At 45.5% G+C, this 19,681-nt stretch carries 15 protein-coding genes and 1 pseudogene; 12 read left to right on the top strand and 4 right to left on the bottom strand.

What is annotated here, in order from left to right; genetic code table 11:
• Positions 1-181: 181 nt before the first annotated feature.
• The 5 genes from ACHZBS_RS06990 to ACHZBS_RS06970 are packed head-to-tail and all read left to right on the top strand — an operon-like array spanning position 182 to position 7,610.
• Entirely contained in the window at positions 182-1,522 is a 1,341-nt protein-coding gene (locus tag ACHZBS_RS06990) for a hypothetical protein (RefSeq protein WP_319405788.1), read from the top strand.
• On the top strand, positions 1,519-4,071 hold the full coding sequence (locus ACHZBS_RS06985; RefSeq protein ID WP_319405787.1) for a sensor histidine kinase: 2,553 nt from the start codon (positions 1,519-1,521) through the stop codon (positions 4,069-4,071). Before ACHZBS_RS06990 ends, ACHZBS_RS06985 begins: the two co-directional genes overlap by 4 nt.
• Positions 4,072-4,077: 6 nt before the next feature.
• Entirely contained in the window at positions 4,078-5,775 is a 1,698-nt protein-coding gene (locus ACHZBS_RS06980; RefSeq protein WP_319405786.1) for a hypothetical protein, read from the top strand.
• 32 nt (positions 5,776-5,807) lie between these two features.
• Positions 5,808-6,719 carry a TIR domain-containing protein gene (locus ACHZBS_RS06975; RefSeq protein WP_319405785.1) on the top strand — a complete coding sequence of 304 codons (912 nt, stop codon included), beginning with the start codon at positions 5,808-5,810 and terminating at the stop codon, positions 6,717-6,719.
• 60 nt (positions 6,720-6,779) lie between these two features.
• Positions 6,780-7,610, top strand: coding sequence for a DUF5677 domain-containing protein (locus ACHZBS_RS06970; RefSeq protein WP_319405784.1), 831 nt, complete (start codon positions 6,780-6,782; stop codon positions 7,608-7,610).
• 344 nt (positions 7,611-7,954) lie between these two features.
• On the opposite strand, the pseudogene ACHZBS_RS06965 reads toward ACHZBS_RS06970, so the two are convergent.
• Positions 7,955-9,006 (bottom strand): annotated as a pseudogene (locus ACHZBS_RS06965) (IS481 family transposase).
• A gap of 3 nt (positions 9,007-9,009) precedes the next feature.
• On the opposite strand from ACHZBS_RS06965, the gene ACHZBS_RS06960 reads away from it, so the two are divergent.
• The 7 genes from ACHZBS_RS06960 (at position 9,010) to ACHZBS_RS06930 (ending at position 16,056) form a co-directional block, all read left to right on the top strand.
• Complete coding sequence (locus tag ACHZBS_RS06960; RefSeq protein WP_394708037.1) at positions 9,010-9,336, top strand: pentapeptide repeat-containing protein; 327 nt, start codon at positions 9,010-9,012, stop codon at positions 9,334-9,336.
• Positions 9,333-9,617, top strand: a complete 285-nt coding sequence (locus ACHZBS_RS06955) for an integration host factor subunit alpha (RefSeq protein WP_319405783.1) — start codon at positions 9,333-9,335, stop codon at positions 9,615-9,617. Before ACHZBS_RS06960 ends, ACHZBS_RS06955 begins: the two co-directional genes overlap by 4 nt.
• 24 nt (positions 9,618-9,641) lie before the next feature.
• Complete coding sequence (locus tag ACHZBS_RS06950) at positions 9,642-9,800, top strand: hypothetical protein (RefSeq protein WP_319405782.1); 159 nt, start codon at positions 9,642-9,644, stop codon at positions 9,798-9,800.
• 204 nt (positions 9,801-10,004) lie between these two features.
• Positions 10,005-10,205, top strand: coding sequence for a helix-turn-helix domain-containing protein (locus ACHZBS_RS06945; protein WP_319405781.1), 201 nt, complete (start codon positions 10,005-10,007; stop codon positions 10,203-10,205).
• Positions 10,206-10,335: 130 nt separating this feature from the next.
• Positions 10,336-12,576, top strand: a complete 2,241-nt coding sequence (locus tag ACHZBS_RS06940) for a TerB N-terminal domain-containing protein (RefSeq protein ID WP_319405780.1) — start codon at positions 10,336-10,338, stop codon at positions 12,574-12,576.
• Entirely contained in the window at positions 12,563-13,882 is a 1,320-nt protein-coding gene (locus ACHZBS_RS06935; protein WP_319405779.1) for an ATP-binding protein, read from the top strand. Before ACHZBS_RS06940 ends, ACHZBS_RS06935 begins: the two co-directional genes overlap by 14 nt.
• Before the next feature lie 8 nt (positions 13,883-13,890).
• Positions 13,891-16,056, top strand: a complete 2,166-nt coding sequence (locus ACHZBS_RS06930) for a DEAD/DEAH box helicase (protein ID WP_319405778.1) — start codon at positions 13,891-13,893, stop codon at positions 16,054-16,056.
• A gap of 129 nt (positions 16,057-16,185) precedes the next feature.
• Here ACHZBS_RS06930 and ACHZBS_RS06925 read toward each other — a convergent pair whose 3' ends face one another.
• The 3 genes from ACHZBS_RS06925 to ACHZBS_RS06915 form a co-directional block, all read right to left on the bottom strand.
• Complete coding sequence (locus ACHZBS_RS06925; RefSeq protein WP_319405777.1) at positions 16,186-16,776, bottom strand: hypothetical protein; 591 nt, start codon at positions 16,774-16,776, stop codon at positions 16,186-16,188.
• 1,183 nt (positions 16,777-17,959) lie between these two features.
• Positions 17,960-18,526, bottom strand: a complete 567-nt coding sequence (locus ACHZBS_RS06920; protein ID WP_319405776.1) for a hypothetical protein — start codon at positions 18,524-18,526, stop codon at positions 17,960-17,962.
• A 3-nt stretch (positions 18,527-18,529) separates the two neighbouring features.
• Positions 18,530-19,672: a toll/interleukin-1 receptor domain-containing protein gene (locus ACHZBS_RS06915; RefSeq protein ID WP_319405775.1), complete on the bottom strand. Its 1,143-nt coding sequence runs from the start codon at positions 19,670-19,672 to the stop codon at positions 18,530-18,532.
• Between the last annotated feature and the right edge of the window lie 9 nt (positions 19,673-19,681).

Raw genomic sequence — 19,681 nt, 5'->3', positions numbered from 1 at the left:
TCCGACCACACAGAGTTATTCAAACAGTTTTGCGACAATCCCGGATTTAAAAAATGGCTTTCCGATACTGTGTTTGGGGTAACTTATCAAGTATGAACTTGTCCGGGGGTATCAGTTCTGTAATGGAGAATTTGGTGATCGTAATGATAATAGATAAAGCTGGTAATACAGGAAATATGAAGTGATCAAATCAACGCCATCTCGTGATAAGCGTCTTGTAGACCGCCTTGTCGCTTTGGAGGCGCTTGATCCCAACTACTGGTCTTTTGAAGGCAAAGCCGACCGAAAAAACGGTCATGGTCTATTCCACTACCCAGCAATGATGGTCCCTCAAGTTGCCGAAGCAATCCTTAACGTAGCATGTGAAATCCACCCTGAGATTGAACGAGTGGGAGACCCATTTGTGGGGTCAGGAACTGTCCTCACGGAAACGATGAACAGGAAACTGAATTTCAGCGGAATAGACATCAATCCCCTCGCTGTTTTATTGTGCCGCGTCAAGGCTGGTCCTTTTTACGTTAACAGTCTTGAAATGAAATTAAAAGAAATGCTTGAGCGGATCGATGCGGATAGAACCACATCCATAAACGTCGACTTTATGAACATCGACAAGTGGTTCTCGAAATCAAACCAGATTGCGCTTTCCAAAATACGTCGCTCCATAATTGTTGAGGATGCCCTCTGGGCTCGGCGCTTCTTCTGGATTGGCCTTGCAGAAGCGGCCCGGTTTTCCAGCAATTCCAGGACATCCACCGTAAAGCTACACACCCGCCCGAAGGAAGAAATTGATAATCGTACATGCGATGCCATAGCGATTTTCCGTAAGGCTATCGAACGCAATCTAAAATACTTCAGATCGCAAGCTCGTACCATGCATGATTTAGGAACAATAAAGGCTGGTCGGTACAAAGGTAGGATCAATGTAACCCTTGGGGATACGCGCACAATTAAGGCAACGGAGAAGAACGATATCATTATCACATCCCCGCCATATGGTGATAATCTCACCACTGTGACGTATGGCCAGTACTCGTATCTTCCCCTGCAGTGGATCGAGCTCACAGATATTGACCCCGTTGCAGATCGCAACTACCTGAAGTCTACGCACGAGATCGATAGTCGAAGCCTGGGGGGTAGCCGTCGTGTGAAGGCCGCTGATCATGTTGAGTTGCTTAACCGATCACCGTCTCTCAAGTCCTACCTCGAATATATAGATAAAGAGCCTGTTGACCGGGTATCGCGAGTGCTTTCATTCTTTCGGGATGTGGACGCATGTTTGCCCTCAATCCAGAACTCCTTACACTCAGGTGGTCTCATGGTTTGGGCTTTGGGTAACAGAAACGTTGGGAACCGTCGCGTTCCTTTCGACAATATCCTATCCGAGCTACTCTGTGAATACGGTGTAACTGTTCTTTGTAAACTTAATCGTCGAATTTCCTCAAAGAGAATGGCCCCAAAGAATAGTATCGCGAATACAATGACCCGGGAGGCAATCCTGGTCATGCGAAAGGTAAACAAATGATTACCCCCCATCTCGATATTGATGCACATGTCGTTCACCAGCTTGGGGACGAGCTAATTACCGACTCAGAGCAAGCACTGCTGGAATTGGTCAAGAACTCATACGATGCCGATGCTGAATGGTGCAATGTAATCATCGACACTGAAGCTGTAGAAACCGTTAAGCGATCCATCTCTTCGAATGACAAGTCGCCCGTGGATGGAAAGAGCGAGAATGCAACGGATAGTGTTGCTTCACAGATTGATGGACAATATAAGATGGTCGAGTTGGTTGGGATAATAAGTGTTGAGGACAACGGTTTCGGGATGTCCCCCACCGACATCCAGCGGGGCTGGCTGACAGTAAGCATCTCACCCAAGAGGGCCATGAAAGCCAAGGGCAGAGTCACTCCCAAATTTAAACGGACTCCTATAGGTGACAAAGGATTAGGGCGTCTCGGTACAATGCGCCTCGGTGATCGGCTTGTCATCAAGACCTTCCACTCCCCAACTGAGAACGGTCACAAGGTTACAATTTTCTGGAATGATTGCGAATCGGGCCGACCTCTTAGCACAATCCCAGTGGACATTGAAGAGTTGCCAGCATCCGGTTCAACAGGGACGGTGATTGAGATCAGCGGATTGAGAGATATACCCTATTGGATCGGAGAGCCTCAACTCAAGAGACTTGAGATGAAGCTCTCGACATTTATTTCACCATTTAGAAGTTTTACTGATTTCACAGTTGCGCTAAGGGTGGACAAGCACGACTTAAATCTTGTCAGCTTTCCAGCGCGTTTCTTCGACACCGCGCTTGGTAAATTCGATTTCGTCTGGGACAAAGGTGAGCTCTCCCTGCAAGGTGCAGTAAAATTGCCTGTGTTCAAAGGAAATGATCCTGATTTTTTCGAGCAGCACGTGCTCCCGGATTCTGGTGATGAACTCCTACAGTATCTGCTTACTCACAAGCGGCTTGCACGTTACACGCCGAAGAAACCAAATTCAAAAAACTGGTTTCTTGAACTCAGTGATTTGTTTTCACTCCAGGATGTGTCAGCCGATGTTCCAAAAGGAACGAAGAGAGCTGATCCTGGTCCATTCCTTGGTGAAATCTACATGTTCCATCTCAGGGGCGGCGTAGGTGAAATACGGGAAGTCGCAAGTCGGATAAAAGACTATACACAATATGTTAAGGAGCTGTCTGGCGTATATGTTTATAGGGACAACTTCCGTATTCGTCTTGGGAAGGACTGGCTAAACCTCGGAGAACAATGGACAAGTGGTGGAAGCTGGTACGGTCTCAGACCTGGTAATGCAATTGGATTCTTTGCTATCTCCGGTCAGGATAACCCAGACTTAATTGAGAAGTCAGACCGTGAAAGCTTTGTTGACAATGATGCGTGGTCTGGCTTTTGGGCATTGGCTGTGAAGTTTCGTGATTTTGCAAACAACACTTTGGAGGAAATGCGACGTACATATAACGAATTTCGCTCAAAGAAGGTGAGAGAGGAAGCGCGGCTTCCAAAGATCATAACCGTTAAGCAGAGCGCTATAGAGATCGGTGAACTTATGGCCGTTTCCGCACAAGTCGGTGAGCAAGTTAAAGAGGCTTCTGCCAGTCGTACAGTTGTTTTGAAGAATGCAATGACTGGCCTTGATCACGCGATTAAGTCAAACTCTCTTCCTAACGAATTACGGACGAGGTTCATGGAAGCGCTTGACGACATCAAGAATCTTCTTCAACAGGTGACAAAGGAAAGTTCACAGGTACAGGAAGTGTTAACTCAGTTCGCCGACAAACAAGGATACATCAATGTCATAAACAACCGCTTTGAACAGCTGGAAGAACAGATAAGTGAGGTATACGAGACTGTTGGCATTGGGCTTGTAGCACAGGCGCTTGCGCACGAAGTACACCCAACGGTCGATGAGATCGGTGCACGCGTGAGGAGCATCGCCGACCGACTACGTAAGGTGGGTGTGAAAGATCCTCAGATCACAGGAGACCTCGAATCCGTCCGTGCCCATGCGGTAATGGTAGGCAAGAAACTAAGTTTCATAGATCCTATGCTTCGTACTTTCAGGGAAACAAAACACGAAATAGTCCTTTCCGAGTTTATGTCTGATTTTTTTGCTCTCCGAAACGATCGTTTTGAACGCTTTGGCATCCAGCCCTTCATTGAGTGTGTTGGAGAAGGTGATTTCTGTTTGAGGATTAATAAAGGACGCCTCACACAGGTAGTAGACAATTTAACACGCAATAGCGTGTATTGGTTAAGGAGCATGAAGATTCATGATCATAAATACCCTCTCGCCATCCACGTCGTTATAGAAAGCCCAAGGATGACGTTTTGGGATACTGGGCCGGGGGTACGGAAAGGAATGGAAGACGCCTGCTTTGAAATCTTCACCACAGACAAACCGCCAAACGAAGGCCACGGCCTTGGGTTGTTTATCGCTCGACAACTCCTCGAAGAAGAAGGATGTTCAATCTTTCTTGCAAAGGATAGGAATAAAGCCGGGCGGCGTTTCAAATTTGTAGTTGATTTCAGTGGTGTGGTTCAGGAGTAGGAGCCCATGTTTGCGATAGCAGATCTACAAGAGGCGGCTGGAATCAACCGAGTGGTATGGGTTGACGATGTTTTCGCAGAACCAATTGAAGAAGCCTTAAAAGTGGCGATCCAGGCCAAGCTAAGGGTTCTTCACAACAACGGATATCTGCCGAAGCACAACGCTTTTAGTAATATCAGTATGGATGCCCCAGAGGCAATTCGTGACAAACAGATCGAGACTGTCTTAAATAGCCAGAGCGACAAACTTCCACGTATGCTTGAGAGTCTCACGAAACAGGCCAATGCTTGTGGCTTGCAAGGAGGTCCGGATGAGGATCTCACTCCAGCCCAGATCATTGGACTTAGGGATGGCCTAAAAAATGTTGATGTCTACTCATATCGGAAGTGGCAATCTCAACGATCGGATATTTTGACTGATGTCGATGACAGGACCCTCTTTCTGGTTGACAGAGAATTTGTGAGAGAGGGTCTTGCTGACGATCTTGGTGACGAGATCATGGCGGATATTCTGACAAATGCGTCCAAAGCGCACTGCATTATGTTCACACATAAGGTGGGGACTGATGCTGCCGATGGACTTCGATTTGAGATTGGTAAAAAGATGGATTCAATTGAGGCTCACCAATTTGGCGTCATGTCCAAGCGGGGCCTCGGTGTTGGTGTCTCAGATATTTCATCCCACTTCTCACGTGCACTCAGAGTGTCTCTTCTTTGCCGTTTCTGCTGTGATGTCGCTCTTGATACATGTTCTGTTATGAATGATGCTGCGTTAGATGCCGCGCATAAAATGGCAGCCTTCTCTGTTGAGACCATTGACGCTGCCATATTCGAGAACTCGTTGGGCGAAGGTGCTTCGGAACTTGAGGTTGTGAACCGAATCCTGGCAGTCAATCAACGCCTTGCTTCGCAAAAGACTCTCGCAGATAAAAGTGATTTGTTTGTTAGGCTTCAGCGCATTCGCAACGTTCGTGCACTTAACCAGTGCGGGCCTCATGCTCCAAAATACACGACGGAATCACAACTGCATGTATGGCGTGTTGCTGAGGTGTTTGATGATGGTGACTACGTCAACGCTCTTCATTCGCCTTTACGTTGTGGCGATATCTTTCGCCATATAAAAAATGGAAGGCGATACGTACTGCTTGCGCAACCGTGTGACCTGATTGTTCGGGGGAAAAAAGGACCAGATTTCGGCAAGCGGCGACGTGATGAAGCGGAACTGGTGCTTCTCGAACAGGGGGAACCTGGGGAGGCCAAGCGCGAGACCAACTTCGTTATTCAAGGTGTCGGTGACCATGGAGAGTCTTGGTTGGTGAACTTTCGGCAGGCTTTCTCTGTCAACTTGCGAGTCCTTGATATAGCTGTGTATAACATAGATGGTCACGTCACCTGGAAAATTGGACAACAAGTACCTGTTCAACTTCTTCCAGGGTGGCTTGAGCGATTCAGAGCAATGGAACAGTTTCTTGGCAACGGCCATGACCCGGATGCCATGGGTTCTTTAACGCATTGCGACCGTGACCTTGACTTGTACGGTGATTTCGCAGAATCGCGATATTACTTTCCTCTTGAGCGTATCGGGCGTATTCGTTCCCCATACGCTGAAGCAATCCAAGCATCATATGCCGCGTTTATAAGTAGAGCAGCACTCAGCCACGACTTTGCAAGGGATCTCTGGGTCGAAGATCCCAAGAAGCAATAAAATGAAATACGCTTAAGCCGGAAGAACCAAAAATGATGATTTACGAATACGAGGTGGCGCTGTCGTTCGCAGGCGAAGATCGCGGATTCGCCGAAGCAATTGCCGATAGTCTAACGAAATCCGGTGTCAATATTTTTTACGACGACTATTACGCAGCAGACCTATGGGGCCAGGACCTCAGCGTCAAGTTGCGCGAGGTGTACCACAGCTCAAGCCAGTTTTGCATCATGATCATTTCGGAGCACTACGTCAAAAAGATGTGGCCGAGCCACGAACGCCAACAAGCCATCGAGCGCATGATAAAGCAACAAGGAAAGTCCTATATCTTGCCGGTCCGACTCGACGGTTACACGGGCGAAGTGCCGGGTATGTCCGGAGTCATCAGCTACCTGGCCGTCAGCAGCTCAGACCCCGAAGTGGTCGTGGACGCCTTCCTGACAAAGGTTGGGCGGAAAACTGGCCGCACGCAGCAACAGAAACCAGTAGAGCTGCCCCGTAAGCCCCAGTTCCCGAAACTGAAAAGATCCTACACAGACAAAGAAAAAAACGATTTCCTAAAAGCGTCGTTCACCGAAATCGTGAACCTTATTGACGGATATGCGTCCGCGACAAAACAGGAACACCCGCAGTTCGACCACGATACTGAACGGATCACTACCAGAAAGGCGCTGTTTACGTTGTACAACAACGAGCAACAATTAACCCAGTTCAAGATCTGGATCGGCGGGATACTCGGAGGCAACTCGATCGCGTTCTCTCACGGACAATCCATTGACGTCGGTAACGACGGATCAATGAACGAGTCCTTATCGCTGGAAGAAAGCGAGGGACAACTGAAGCTCAAACCGCTCGGAATGGGGGCGTTCGGACAAGAACGCGATAAGGCGCTGACGCCGAAAGAGGCGGCGGACTACCTGTGGGATCTCGCCTGCAGACACCTATAACCATAAAAACACTATTCCCGGACGAGAATGACGCCGTGAACCGTCAGGGAGACCATGAAGGTGAACAGGATAGACTTAATAAAAACGATCGAACAAATCGATTTTGGGTCTGAGACCTGGGAATGGCTCGACCTAATGGAAACAATCGCGGGTGAGTTGCAAAAAGAAGCGATGATCCAAGAAAAAGGTTTCCGCGCAGACACTCCTTACAAGAAATATTTGCTTTGCGCCATCAACAAGGACCTCCAAACCATCAACGCGACCTATTTCTTGTTGCGTTGCGAGATGATCCACCAAGCAGCGTCGCACGTTCGCCTATTCTGCGAAAGCCTTATCACAATGCGATATGTCGCGATGGAACGGGAAAGCCGCGCCGCGCAGTTCTGGGGCTACATGGGAATCGAAGCCTATAAGGTCACCGAAGCCTTATTGGAATTGGAGAGCCCAACGGCGAACCCGGAACACGTACTAAGAATGGTTAAATTCAAAGAGTCCATCAAACCGGCACATGAGAAAGCAAGGCCACATTATTCGTATGAAGACAAAAAAAAGCGGGTCCGGCCGTTCATTAATTGGTGCAACAAAAGTGTGTCTGTCCAAGCACAACAATGCGGGAAAAGATACAGTCGTCTCTACAACTCAGTATACCGACAGATGAGTGCCTACATCCACGGATCCGCGTGGTCGCTGAGAAGACAATTATCGTATAGCAGGGATCACTATGATCCACGAGTGGTGCTTATAGACATATCTTCGATGATACGGACATTGGCGGCGGTATGGGTGGAATGGGCAACGTTTTGTTGCGAGGAACTCGGATGGAGACTGCAAAACACCATTATTTTCGTGCAAGAAACAGTAAGCGATTTAGACAATAAACATTTCGGGTAAAGGAATGATTTGGACGGTGGTCGAAAAAATGAGTAAATACGGGTTTCCAGAAAAGGACTATAATGAAGCTATCAGGTTCGAGGAGCCGCACGAACCGCGTCTCAGGCTTTTTCTCTGTGAAATATCGGTGGCGAAATCACAGGTAAACCTTTAAGGTCTAACAAGTATGAAGATATGCTCTAATGCGGGTTGTGAAGAATGCTGCGTCTTCCTTGAAGACCATTGCTGGGATCATTTAAGTGATCGCAAGAAAAATGGTTACCCAGAGAAGCTGTTGGCTAAGCTGTCCTGAACGGAACTTGAGTTGACAGTGGTCAGAAACCTTCTGGATGTGTCAACGACAGTTATGCAGCATTTATTTTTTCCAGATTCTTTTCTTTATATCGCTGCTTGCCTTCAATGAATGTTTCCATTGGCGTACGACCTTTGCAGCGTTTTCCCTGATGGGTTCGTTTTGTATTATACTCGTCCATATACTCATCCAGGTCGATCTGTAAAGTCTCAAGATCACGATACAGCTTCTTTCGAAATGCCACACGGTAGAACTCATTCAGCACGGTTTGGTGGAAACGCTCGCAAATACCATTAGTTTGAGGGCTTCTGACCTTAGTTTTGGTATGGTCGATTTCGTTGAGTTGCAGGAACAACTCGTAAGGGTGTTTATCCAGGCTGCCACAAAACTCGGTTCCCCGATCCGTCAATACCCGCACAATACAGGGACATTGTGTTCCTCAAAGAAAGGCAACACACGGTCATTGAGCGTATCGGCAGCGGTGACGGGGATCTTGGCCGTATACAGCTTGGCAAAGGCCACCGACGAATAGGTATCGACCACCGTTTGCTGATAGATCCGGCCGACACCTTTCAGATACCCGACATAAAAGGTATCCTGGCTGATCAGATAACCCGAATGTTGGGTTTCGATTTCATCCGGGTGAGATTCCCGACTGCGCTTGGCTGTTTCCAACGCCGTCAATTGGGCCTCGGTGTAAACAATGCCTTCTTTGGCTGCCCGCTCTTCAAGCGATGCCAGACGTTTTTTGAAAGTTTCCAGATCGTGCCAAATCCAGATGCTTCGAACACCGCCGGATGACACCAGAATGCCCTCTTTACGCAGTTCATTGGCAGCTCGTGCCTGACCATAAGCCGGATATTCAAATGCCATTTTGATCACGGCCGCTTCAATTTCAGGAGCAACCCGATTTTTGATACACGGCTTGCGCCGGCTTTTATCCTTGAGGCCTTCAAGGCCGTGCTCTTCATACGCTTTTTTAATGTCGTAGAAATGTTGGCGGGAAACGCCGTTGATGCGGCAGGCCTGGGAAACATTCTTTAGGTATTCGGCCAGTTCCAGTATGCTGAGTTTAGCTCTTGCGATTTTGTCTTGGGTGGTCATGATGTGCCTCCTGTTTTAGATTGTTTGGCGACAATCCAGAAGGTATCTGACCACCCATTTTTTAGCAAGGTGTCAAGTCAAGTCCGTCCTCATACAGCTAAGCTCCGAGACGTCCACCTCCTTAAAAATGAGACCTTCCACAAAGTAGTACTAAGAGACTTGAGGTTCCCGGATCACTGCGTCTTTCACAAATGCGACTTTACGTTCTCAGACATAAGGGACTGCATCATACAAAGATCAGACTTCAGGGGATCAGACTTCAGTGACGCCGTACTAAAAAACTGCCACTTCGAATATTGCGACTTTCGAGGCGTTGACACCCAGGCATGACTTTGAACAAGAATGATATCGTCGATCGTATTCAGGCCCAACTCGGCATCGTCAGAAAAGATTCCGTCAACATCACAGAAGCCTTACTTGAATTGATCAAGTCATTCCTGGAGTCCGGTGGGGATATCTTGGTGAGCGGGTTCGGTAAATTCTGTGTAAAGGAAAAGCATGCCCGCAAGGGCCGGAACCCGGCCACCGGCGAGGATGCCATCTTGCCGGCCAGACGGGTGGTGACGTTCAAGTGCTCCAACAAGCTGAGGGAACAGATCAACCAGAAATAGACAGATACAGCAGTATCCCTTGATATGACCGAACCCACCAATACACGCTTTTTTTCCCTTTCAGACATCACCACGAGGGTTCAGCAGATTCTCCAGCCGCATATCGGCAAGCTATTCTGGGTCAAGGCAGAAATCTCATCGGGCCGGGAAAAGACATCCCACAAATTCTTCAATTTTTATTAGGAATTGTGCTTCTGAACTATACGAAACGATTAGTGTAGAACCTGATTGAAAACGGTTATAATCGGGTGAAATCGGCTTAAACTTGTTGACATATACTTATAATTTCTCCAGAATATTAAAAATATTGTCTTTGTTATGGAATGAGCCTCTTGTCAGATACAGGTCCCTTGCCCAACTGGAACTGGAAAGATCAAGCAAAATAGAATGAACACTATGGAAGACCGCTGGCTATCAATCAAAGAAATTTGCAAACACCTTGGTGTAAGCAGTGATACCGTTTACAAATGGATAGATAAGTTTGGAATGCCCGCTCATCGTATGGGGCGTCTATGGAAATTCAATAAGAAGGAAGTGGACGATTGGGTTAAGACTGGTGGCGCAAACTATGAAAATACCGTATCATAACAATAAGTAGAAAGGATCAAAAGGCAGCTGGGTCTGCTCTGACCAATTTCTCAGCCACCTTTTACGTATCAGCAAATATTTTATCATGGGTTTGGTATGAACAATGCTGTACCGATAAAAAGGGGTCGCCATGAAAATTATTATTGGCTTGATTATTCTGTACGTGATCTATAGGGCACTCAAAGGATCTTCTAAGACCAAGAAGCCAACGCAGTCTAACGAAGTTACTTTGCGTGTAGAAGTTTCAGGTCCAGGCAGCTACAGAGGTAGTTATGATCGATCCGACAAACCCAGCGGACCGCCTGCCGATTGGTACCCACTCAATAGCAAGGTAAGCGTAAAAGGCTACGATATTCCTGGTGGATTAATTTATGTAGGAACTAATCTTTCTGATTACGATGGGTATCAAAACGATGCCTGTTTGATCAATCCGAAGCTGCCAATCAAACCAGCTGAGCCATGGGAAGCTGGCGATGAAATGGGCTATTGGCCTTATTATGGTCATATCCCTGCCAAATGCCGTGGTGCATATTTGAAATGGCTTGCGGGTGGGCGTGTTGAACCTGAGGCATACATTGGTTATGTTTTTCTATTTTTTTACGGGCTTGAACGACGACTGATCGTTGATGGAACCAATGGATCGGTTTCATCCCAGGAGCGATCGGAAATCATTAACGAAGTTCAGCGGCTATTGAAAATTTATGGCCGCAATCGCTCCTTTCGTGGATATGCCAACAACCTTCTCGCAATGGAATGGGCTCTCTTTCAAAATGACAAACCCACTCCTTCTTACATAGATTTTGACGATCGTTACTGCACCGAGCCATTCCAATTGGTTCTGGCGAAAAACGTCGCTGCCGGAAACTCCATCCCGGCAGATATGGCGCTCAACTGGTTTCGACTCAATCCGAATGTGAATCTTAAAACACCTGCACGCCGCTGCGCCAAAGAATTTCGGAATTTGTTTGCCAGAAGGTATTTCCAGAAATTTGGAGATGGCATTATTGTCAAACCTAATAAAACCCGTCTCAGGATCGATTATCGGGCCGCGAGCCCATCCATCAGAAGTGACAGAAAACTCAAGGTTCCAGACTTGCCCGATCCATTCATTTTGACCGGTCCAATTAATAGAATTGGAACCATCATTGATGAATGCACTCAGGAATTAGAATCCTACAGCCGTTTTCTGGGCAGGAAAGGTAGTGACCCAAAATCGTTGGCCGCGCTATCGTTAATTCCCAAAGAGTTGATCAGCCAAACCTCCGGAGCAAAAATCATCAATGAACGCTTAGCAAAAATCTGCAACGGTGGCATAGGCTTCCTCCCAGTGGCCACCTTGTACAAAACGATAGGTCAAGAGGTACCGCCCAAACTTTTAAAGAAGGACCTGGAAAGTCTTGCCTCGTTTGTCGAAAATATGGGATTTGGCATCGCTCCTGATATTCGTTATCACAACATGAAATTTTCCCTTGACGGAAATATTGCTGTGTTCCCGAAAGGACATGGCATTGATTTCAATCCTTCAAAGGAATTTAGAACTGTTGGTACCATCCTTCGCCTTGGCGCAATGGTCAGCCAAATCGACCAGGATGTAGCTCCGGAGGAAGAAGCCACACTTCAGAGTCTTGTTCAAGATAATCGTGAATTGACCAACATCGAAAAAGAGTCTCTCCTCGCTTTTCTGCATTGGTCAATGCGAACCCCCCAAAATGCAGCGGGTCTTAAAGCCCGGTTATCAGGGGTAAGTGAAAACCAGAAGACGGCAATAAGCCATATCCTCGTATCTGTGGCTCATGCTGATGGTGAAATAAAGCCTGAGGAGATCAAACAGCTTGAAAAGCTCTACACCACACTGGGGTTGAACAAAGAACAGGTAACCGGGGATATTCATGCGCTTGCCGCTGAGAGCGGGCCCGTCACCGTAGGTCTTAAAGATACGGATACATCGTTTGCCATTCCGCAACCCGCAAGGCCCGTTGGAACTGCTCGCGGGTTCATCCTGAATGAAGAGCTCATACGCATTCGAAAAGAAGAGACCAGACAGGTCAAAAGTGTTCTTGAGGATATATTCGCGGAACAGGAGGATGACGAACCCGACTCGATTCCAGAAGGTGCAATGGTTTCAAACAACCCGTTAGCCTCACTGGACGAAGCTCATCAAAATCTGTTCAACCATCTTAGGTCCAAAGAATCCTGGGAACGTGAAGCTTTTAAGGCGACCTGCAAAAGTTTGGGACTGATGGTTGATGGGGCGATGGAAGTTCTCAATGAATGGGCTTTTGAAAACGCGAATGCACCACTTATCGATGATGGCGAACCAATCTATGTTGATGTTAGCCTCGCAAAGGAGATTGTAGATGTCCAACAATAAACCACGGCTGCGCCCGAGAGAGCGAGATGCCATCATTCAATCATTACGAGCCGGAGTTACCCCCCGGACTGGTTTACAGCACATCCAGGTCGGGCGCGTAAAGGAAGTCGAAGCGCTTATAAAGGATATCGAGCGTATCATGGATGGTGGCTCTTCCTTTCGTCTTTCCATTGGGGAATTTGGGTCTGGGAAAAGCTTTTTCATGCAATTGATCCGCATAATTGCCCTTGAAAAAGGACTGGTGACTATTCATGCGGATCTTGCGCCGGATAGAAGACTTCATGCCACGGGTGGCCAGGCAAGAAATTTATATGCCGAATTGATGCGTAACCTTTCTACGCGTACAAAGCCAGATGGCAATGCACTTACCAGCGTGGTTGAGCGTTTCATCACCGAAGCTCGTAAGAAGGCCAAAGCATCCGGACACAAGGTCAACGTGGTCATTGAAAAACGTCTCAACCATTTAACTGAGCTTGTCGGAGGCTACGATTTTTCGAAGGTAATTGCATCATATTGGCAAGGGCATAAGGAAGAGGATGAACAGCTAAAAATTGATGCCGTACGTTGGCTTAGAGGGGAATTTTCGACTAAGACGGATGCCCGCAATGCATTGGGTGTTCGATCAATTGTCACAGATGCCAGTGTTTATGATCACTTGAAGTTGCTTAGCCTGTTTGTACGGCAGGCAGGATATGGTGGATTGTTGGTCATCTTGGATGAGATGGTGAATATCTATAAGCTTTCCAGCAAACAAGCCCGTGTATCCAACTACGAACAGATCCTTCGCATACTGAATGATTGCCTTCAGGGTAGTGCTGAATACATAGGCTTTTTGTTCGGAGGGACACCGGAGTTTTTGCTTGATCCGAGAAAAGGTCTTTACAGCTATGAAGCCCTTCAATCACGATTGGCAGAAAATGCCTTCGCAAAATCGGCGGGTGTCATCGATTATACGTCTCCCACGTTGCATCTGGCGAGTCTGCTGCCGGAAGAGCTGTATGTATTGTTGGGCAATTTGCGACACGTTTATGCCTCCGGTGATCCGGAACAGTACCTGGTTCCCGATGAAGCCCTTGTCGCCTTCTTGAAACATTGCTCCCAAAAAATCGGCGATGCATACTTTCGAACCCCTCGGAATACCATTAAAGCCTTTGTCGATTTGCTTGCCGTCCTTGATCAGAGCGACTCTTTGAAGTGGGACCAATTGATTGATAATGTTGAGATTGACAAGGAGGTTAATACCGATATGCCGATGGTCGCTACAGAAAGTGCTGAAGAGGATGAATTGGCGACGTTTCGGCTTTAGATGGAATTATGAGCGATTCGGCAAATTTTGAAAAGTTGCATAAGGGCGTCAAGCGTTGGATATGGAATCAGAAATGGGCGTCACTACGGGATATTCAAGAAGAGGCCATTGTTCCGATTTTAAACGCAGACAGTGATGTCATCATCAGCGCTTCAACTGCAGCCGGAAAAACCGAAGCTGCCTTTCTCCCGGCATGTTCAAAGATTGTTGATCAAAATCCTGACGGTATCGGAATTTTATATATCAGTCCGCTCAAAGCATTGATTAACGATCAATATCGAAGACTTCAGGGGCTTTGTGATATTCTGGATATTTCTGTCACTCCATGGCACGGCGATGTATCCCGATCCCTTAAATTGAAACAGCAGCGAAATCCAAACGGAATCCTGCTGATTACCCCCGAATCACTCGAATCACTGTTGTTGAACCAGGGAAGTTGGACATTAAAGGCGTTTAGCAACCTATGCTACATTATCATTGACGAATTCCATGCATTCATAGGCTCGGAACGAGGGTGCCAGCTACAGTCACTGATGCAGCGCCTTGAATTCCTTCTTCAGAAAACTATTCCGCGAATCGCTCTGAGCGCGACACTTGGGGATATGGAACAGGTAGCGTATTACCTGCGGCCAAATCATAAAATTCCATTCAAGATCATAGAATCCACAGCTTCTCATTCCGATCTAAAAATTCAGCTTAGAGGATATCTGTCGCCTCATGAGCAAAATGAGAATATTCCATCATCCTTTGAAAAAATCACCAATGATCTATATTCGATCTTACGCGGGAAGTCACATTTGGTCTTTGCCAATAGCAGAGCCAGGACTGAAGACATAGCGGTGACCCTTTCCGATTTATGTGAAAAAAGTTTCGTACCCAACGAGTTTTTTCCTCACCATGGCAGCCTTTCAAAAGAGATCCGAGAAAGCCTGGAGGCCCGTCTTCAAAAGGAAAGATTGCCCACAACAGCTGTTTGCACCCTAACGTTAGAATTGGGCATTGATATAGGAAAGGTGACCTCAATTGCGCAGGTAACGGCCCCGCACTCAGTAGCCAGTTTAAGGCAGCGTCTGGGGCGTTCTGGACGGCGAGGCGAACCGTCGATCCTAAGATTATTTATTCCTGAACAGGAAATCACAAAAAGCAGCCATCTTCTTGACAGGTTGCGTGTACACACTGTCCAGTGCATAGCAATGATCAATTTACTGCTAAAAAAATGGTATGAACCCGCACCAACAAATCAATTTCACTTATCTACCCTGGTGCAGCAAACCCTGTCGCTGATTGGTCAGTATGGCGGTGTACATGCCACACAATTATGGGCTCTTTTATGTGAATCCGGTCCATTTTCATCAATAGATCAGCCGCTATACGTCGCATTTTTACGTGCTTTAGGCGAGAAAGATCTGATAACTCAAGCCAGCGATGGACAACTGATTTTAGGCGCTAAAGGAGAAAGACTGGTAGGGCATTATTCCTTCTATACGGCTTTTAAAACACCCGAGGAATACAGACTCGAATATCATGGGAAAATATTGGGGTCTGTCCCCATTGATAAGCCCTTAGTTGAAGGTCAACAAATCGTCTTTGCCGGAAAACGGTGGGAAGTTAAAAGCATCGATCACGAAGGGAAATTGATAATACTGAAAAAAGCTAAGGGCGGGAGCCCTCCAACATTTAGCGGAGATGGTTTATTTGTTCACGATATTGTCAGACAAGAAATGAGGCGAGTCTACCATAATCGGTCGATTCCAATTTATCTTGACGAAGAAGCCAAATCGATCGTTTACGAAGGTTTTGAGTATTACCATGCATTAAATCTTGATGATATCCAGGTTTTTCAATCTGGTAACACTGTATTTATAGCTCCATGGCTTGGTGATCAAATAACAAATACCATCACGATTCTACTTAAATTGAATGGACTATTGGCAAGTTGCTTCGGTGGGTTCATTGAAATTACAAATAGCACTACTGACGAGGTTCATGACGTGATTCGCAATATTATTGAATCGCCAAAGCTGACAGCTACTGAAATAGCTAACTATATTCCAGATACAATCTTGGAAAAGCACGACTACTTTCTGCCTAAGGCGATAAGGGATATTGGTTATGGGGCTCGTTCTTTCAATATTGATGGTGCATATAGTTGTCTTAATGACATTGCCAAATAATATCCTATAAATGTTCAGATGAATATGATATGTAGCATTTCACGGATTTCTCACTGTAAGTTATTATGATGGCTCCTTTATAAAAGGAGCATGGAAATCAAAATTTGGCTAATGAATAATTCTCAATGGTTAACATTTTTCAAAGATATTAAATTTTGGGGTAGTTTTCCACCCATTAGAGAGCAAAAGTTCTTCAATCTTTTTCCTAAAACGTTTTCTGCGGGCGGCCGTTGTTTGTTGGTTGGTTTCGGGAATAACCTTGGAAATTAGTACCCGGACCTTTGCATTAGAATTCCACTCTATATTTTCAGATTTTGTGTTATGTTCAAAAATATCTTTTGCTATCTTTTCTGCAATTGGTTCTACCTTCAAAGGTTTATCTCTTGTGGCGATTAGTCTTTTCTTAGGGTACTCCCAATTGGCGGTACAACTTTCAAGATCGATCGTCCAGTGATAAACTTCAGCATAGATGCTTCCCATCACTGTGCCGCCATGCCTTTCGATATCAAACTCAATTTTTTTTGGAGATGTGTAAGTTATGTTTTCGATCCTATGCAACTTCATAATGCTCATCGATGTATCACCAGATCCATATAATTCATCCCAACATTCAACGAGAAAATTCTTAACCTTTTCTGCCTCTTTATCGACAATCTTACCACTGGATAGTGTTTCTAAGAAATTTTGAAACCTAATTAATTGTCGTTTTTGGTCATTCATTTATTTCACCCCCAATTAAATGCATAAAATAGTTTTGCATTGTACTCATCGGCCTATTTAGGCGTTCCATTAGTATAAAGTAAAATAAAAAATTCAGCTGATTCGGTTTATTTGTTATGTTGCCATAGCAAATTATTATTCTGAAATCTCTTATAATCATCTATCAGACTCATTACATTTTGGGGTAAGGACTGCTGACCACTGATAAAATCATGATGATCCCGCAAACAGGAAACAACAACCCATAGACTCGCCAGTGCCAATCCGGCAGCTAAACAGGATTGCAGCCCGCCGTGTATCTGGAATTCTACTTAGAACTAAGACTGAAAAGAATCCTGAAACGGACCTGCCACCCTGACTTAGATCCAGAAAACTTGCAAAATCAGGAACGTATGATATAGGAAAACCACTGTTCCCTAAAAACTAATTGCTGCAACGACGTGCAAAGCCTGACTGAAACCAATGCGGAGGCTTCGATGACTGGATTTAGTGCATAACCGCATTCAATAAAGACTGAAATATTCATCTCGTATCCTGAAAAAGTTAGTTTTTGTTCATTCTTAGCTTGAAATTTATGCAGCCATATTATAACACAACTCTATAAAAATACAGAACGATAGATGGCTATTAGAAGATGTTGACATGCCTCATTTTTGTCAGCCATGCTGCAGCGGATAAAAATGGAAAAAAATACGTTTAAAACCTTTACACCAAATCATATTTCTTTCCGCAAGAAAAAAAAAGAGGTGACACATGACAAGCCCAATAGAACCAGCTTATGGTTACACCAAAGATTCATTTGACCAAACCTGTGATTATTGTGGATGCATTTTCCACGTAGATGTACCTGGACAAAAAGGCCACGAAGAACCAGAAGAATATTATTGCCCAGAATGTAGAAAAGAGTTCAAAACAAGAGCCTCAAACTCGCCGAGAGTCTCCTTGATTCAGAGGCGGACCGATAACAGGTCAAATACCTATCCGTAAAACCGAATGTTTATTGTTGAATTCATATGTTCTGTAAACAGCGATTGACCTATCGAATCGGGAGGTTGGTAACTGATCTACTTTGAAATCTTATTAAGATAACCTTCATTTTTTCGTTTCACACTGGTAGTATTTTCAAATTCAGATGGTGTCTCATATACACTAAACAATACGTTGGATTGAATGCATTAAGAATCTAAAAATTTAGTTCTGTCTGGAATAACCGGGCGAAATCAACATCACTTAGCCTATTTTCATCAAAGCAACCAATTTGCTTTGCAAGCTGAAGAGCAGCGCCGCCGGGAGAAGGTACAGGCAACACTTTGGTGTTCGGGTGAAATTTTCTAAAAAGCTTGTATTCTTCGAAGACCCCTTCCATACCCCCGATAAATACAGCAGCTTGCAAGTCCTCTCGGGAAAGCATTGCCTCTCTCATTTTCAATAGGCTTTGTTCTATATCATCAGGCACGGCATCGATAAAAATGACGTTGTCAAACTGATTGTTTTCTTTAGGAAATTGATCTTTAAAGAATAGGCTCTGGTATAAAACGACGGAATTTGAATAATCAATATTTAAGTCTTGGCATATCGTCCATATCATCGGAGTGATGGCGGGATGACCGCCCCAAACGATTTTTTTATCTCGAATTACCGCTTTAACGAGCTCTCGCACTGCAAACTGAATCAGAAACGGATCAGAAGTTTCATAGTAGTCACCTCGTCCGACAATAGGAACACTGGCAGCAAGAAAAATGGCACTCATTTCCTAATCCCCCCAATCCGCGAATTGCCAAGCAACTTCAGTAGCCTTAACCCAATGTGTTGACCGAATTTGGCTACCCAACCAATCAAGATGTTCTATCCACCCCGGATGTAGCCCTACCGGATCAAAAATGACAGCTGATGAACAATTTGGTGAATTATTAGTAGCATCATGTAGGGTTGTCGAGGTAGGGACACCTACGGTTGGATAGACAACGACATTTTTACCATCAGCAAGTTGGATGTACACTGCCTTATGCATCCCTACACCTGTAACATTGCCTCCAATCATTTCTATGGCATTTCGCAAATTGCTTACCAAGTTCAAATTGCGAATGGCATAACTTTGGCTTCGCACGGCCTCCAGTTGCGAGCAAATTCTTTTGATAGCTCCTTTTGCCAGTTGACCTGTATCCTGATCCACCTCTTCATCTAATAGATCTACACGACTTGCTGTTGCAGTTCGTGCTGATGGAGATGCGCTAGGCCAACCTATTCTTAGAACAGAAATGCCTTTAGCCAAGGCTCGTCCAAATTCGGCGCTTGTCCAACGGCTTTCAAAGTAATTTGGAGTATCAAGCATTACTAAAACATCAGAGTCGCATAGACGATGCCACAGCATTGCTTGAAAATCTTCTGCTGGAGCAATGCCATGTGTATCCAGAAAGACATCAAAAATTCTGGATGAAAGTTCATCAAAGAGCTGGAGTGCTGCATGTCTTGCTTCATCTCGTCGATAACTTAGAAAAACACGGCGCTGGCGTGGTAATAGCCCGACACATTCCAACAAAGCAGTTGCGACTCGTTGTGTCCCACCATCGTTGTATACGAGACAATTCAAAAATCTTAATGATTCAGGAATTTCATCACGAACCATTGCCGAATCAGAAACCACCGGTAGAACTGGAATGGATTGTTTAATTAGATGATCCAAGTCGGTAATTTTGACGCCCTTCCCGCCAAAAAAAACTGCTGCAGCAGCTTTCTTTTGTTTGGGGCAGAACCTCAATGGTTTAACCAACCATGATACCTCATGCCCGAGTTTCATTCCAAATGGTTCTAAAGCGTCCGAAATGAATTGCTCGAGATCGCCTACCTGATCATCGGTAGGGGCACCCAACACAGCAAGTTCGTAAAAGAGGGCCAAAATTCACCT

It is taken from the genome of uncultured Desulfosarcina sp. (genome assembly GCF_963664155.2).
GTDB lineage: Bacteria > Desulfobacterota > Desulfobacteria > Desulfobacterales > Desulfosarcinaceae > Desulfosarcina.
The sequence above is the reverse complement of the archived record's forward strand: the minus strand, read 5'-3'. Positions and strand labels throughout refer to the sequence as shown.

Bases quoted from the DNA above. Each gene is read 5' to 3' on its own strand.
- ACHZBS_RS06955 (WP_319405783.1), top strand. From the start codon at position 9,333: ATGACTTTGAACAAGAATGATATCGTCGATCGTATTCAGGCCCAACTC.
- ACHZBS_RS06940 (WP_319405780.1), top strand. From the start codon at position 10,336: ATGAAAATTATTATTGGCTTGATTATTCTGTACGTGATCTATAGGGCA.
- ACHZBS_RS06945 (WP_319405781.1), top strand. From the start codon at position 10,005: ATGAACACTATGGAAGACCGCTGGCTATCAATCAAAGAAATTTGCAAA.
- ACHZBS_RS06985 (WP_319405787.1), top strand. From the start codon at position 1,519: ATGATTACCCCCCATCTCGATATTGATGCACATGTCGTTCACCAGCTT.
- ACHZBS_RS06975 (WP_319405785.1), top strand. From the start codon at position 5,808: ATGATGATTTACGAATACGAGGTGGCGCTGTCGTTCGCAGGCGAAGAT.
- ACHZBS_RS06930 (WP_319405778.1), top strand. From the start codon at position 13,891: ATGAGCGATTCGGCAAATTTTGAAAAGTTGCATAAGGGCGTCAAGCGT.
- ACHZBS_RS06935 (WP_319405779.1), top strand. From the start codon at position 12,563: ATGTCCAACAATAAACCACGGCTGCGCCCGAGAGAGCGAGATGCCATC.
- ACHZBS_RS06925 (WP_319405777.1), bottom strand. From the start codon at position 16,776: ATGAATGACCAAAAACGACAATTAATTAGGTTTCAAAATTTCTTAGAA.
- ACHZBS_RS06950 (WP_319405782.1), top strand. From the start codon at position 9,642: ATGACCGAACCCACCAATACACGCTTTTTTTCCCTTTCAGACATCACC.
- ACHZBS_RS06920 (WP_319405776.1), bottom strand. From the start codon at position 18,526: ATGAGTGCCATTTTTCTTGCTGCCAGTGTTCCTATTGTCGGACGAGGT.
- ACHZBS_RS06980 (WP_319405786.1), top strand. From the start codon at position 4,078: ATGTTTGCGATAGCAGATCTACAAGAGGCGGCTGGAATCAACCGAGTG.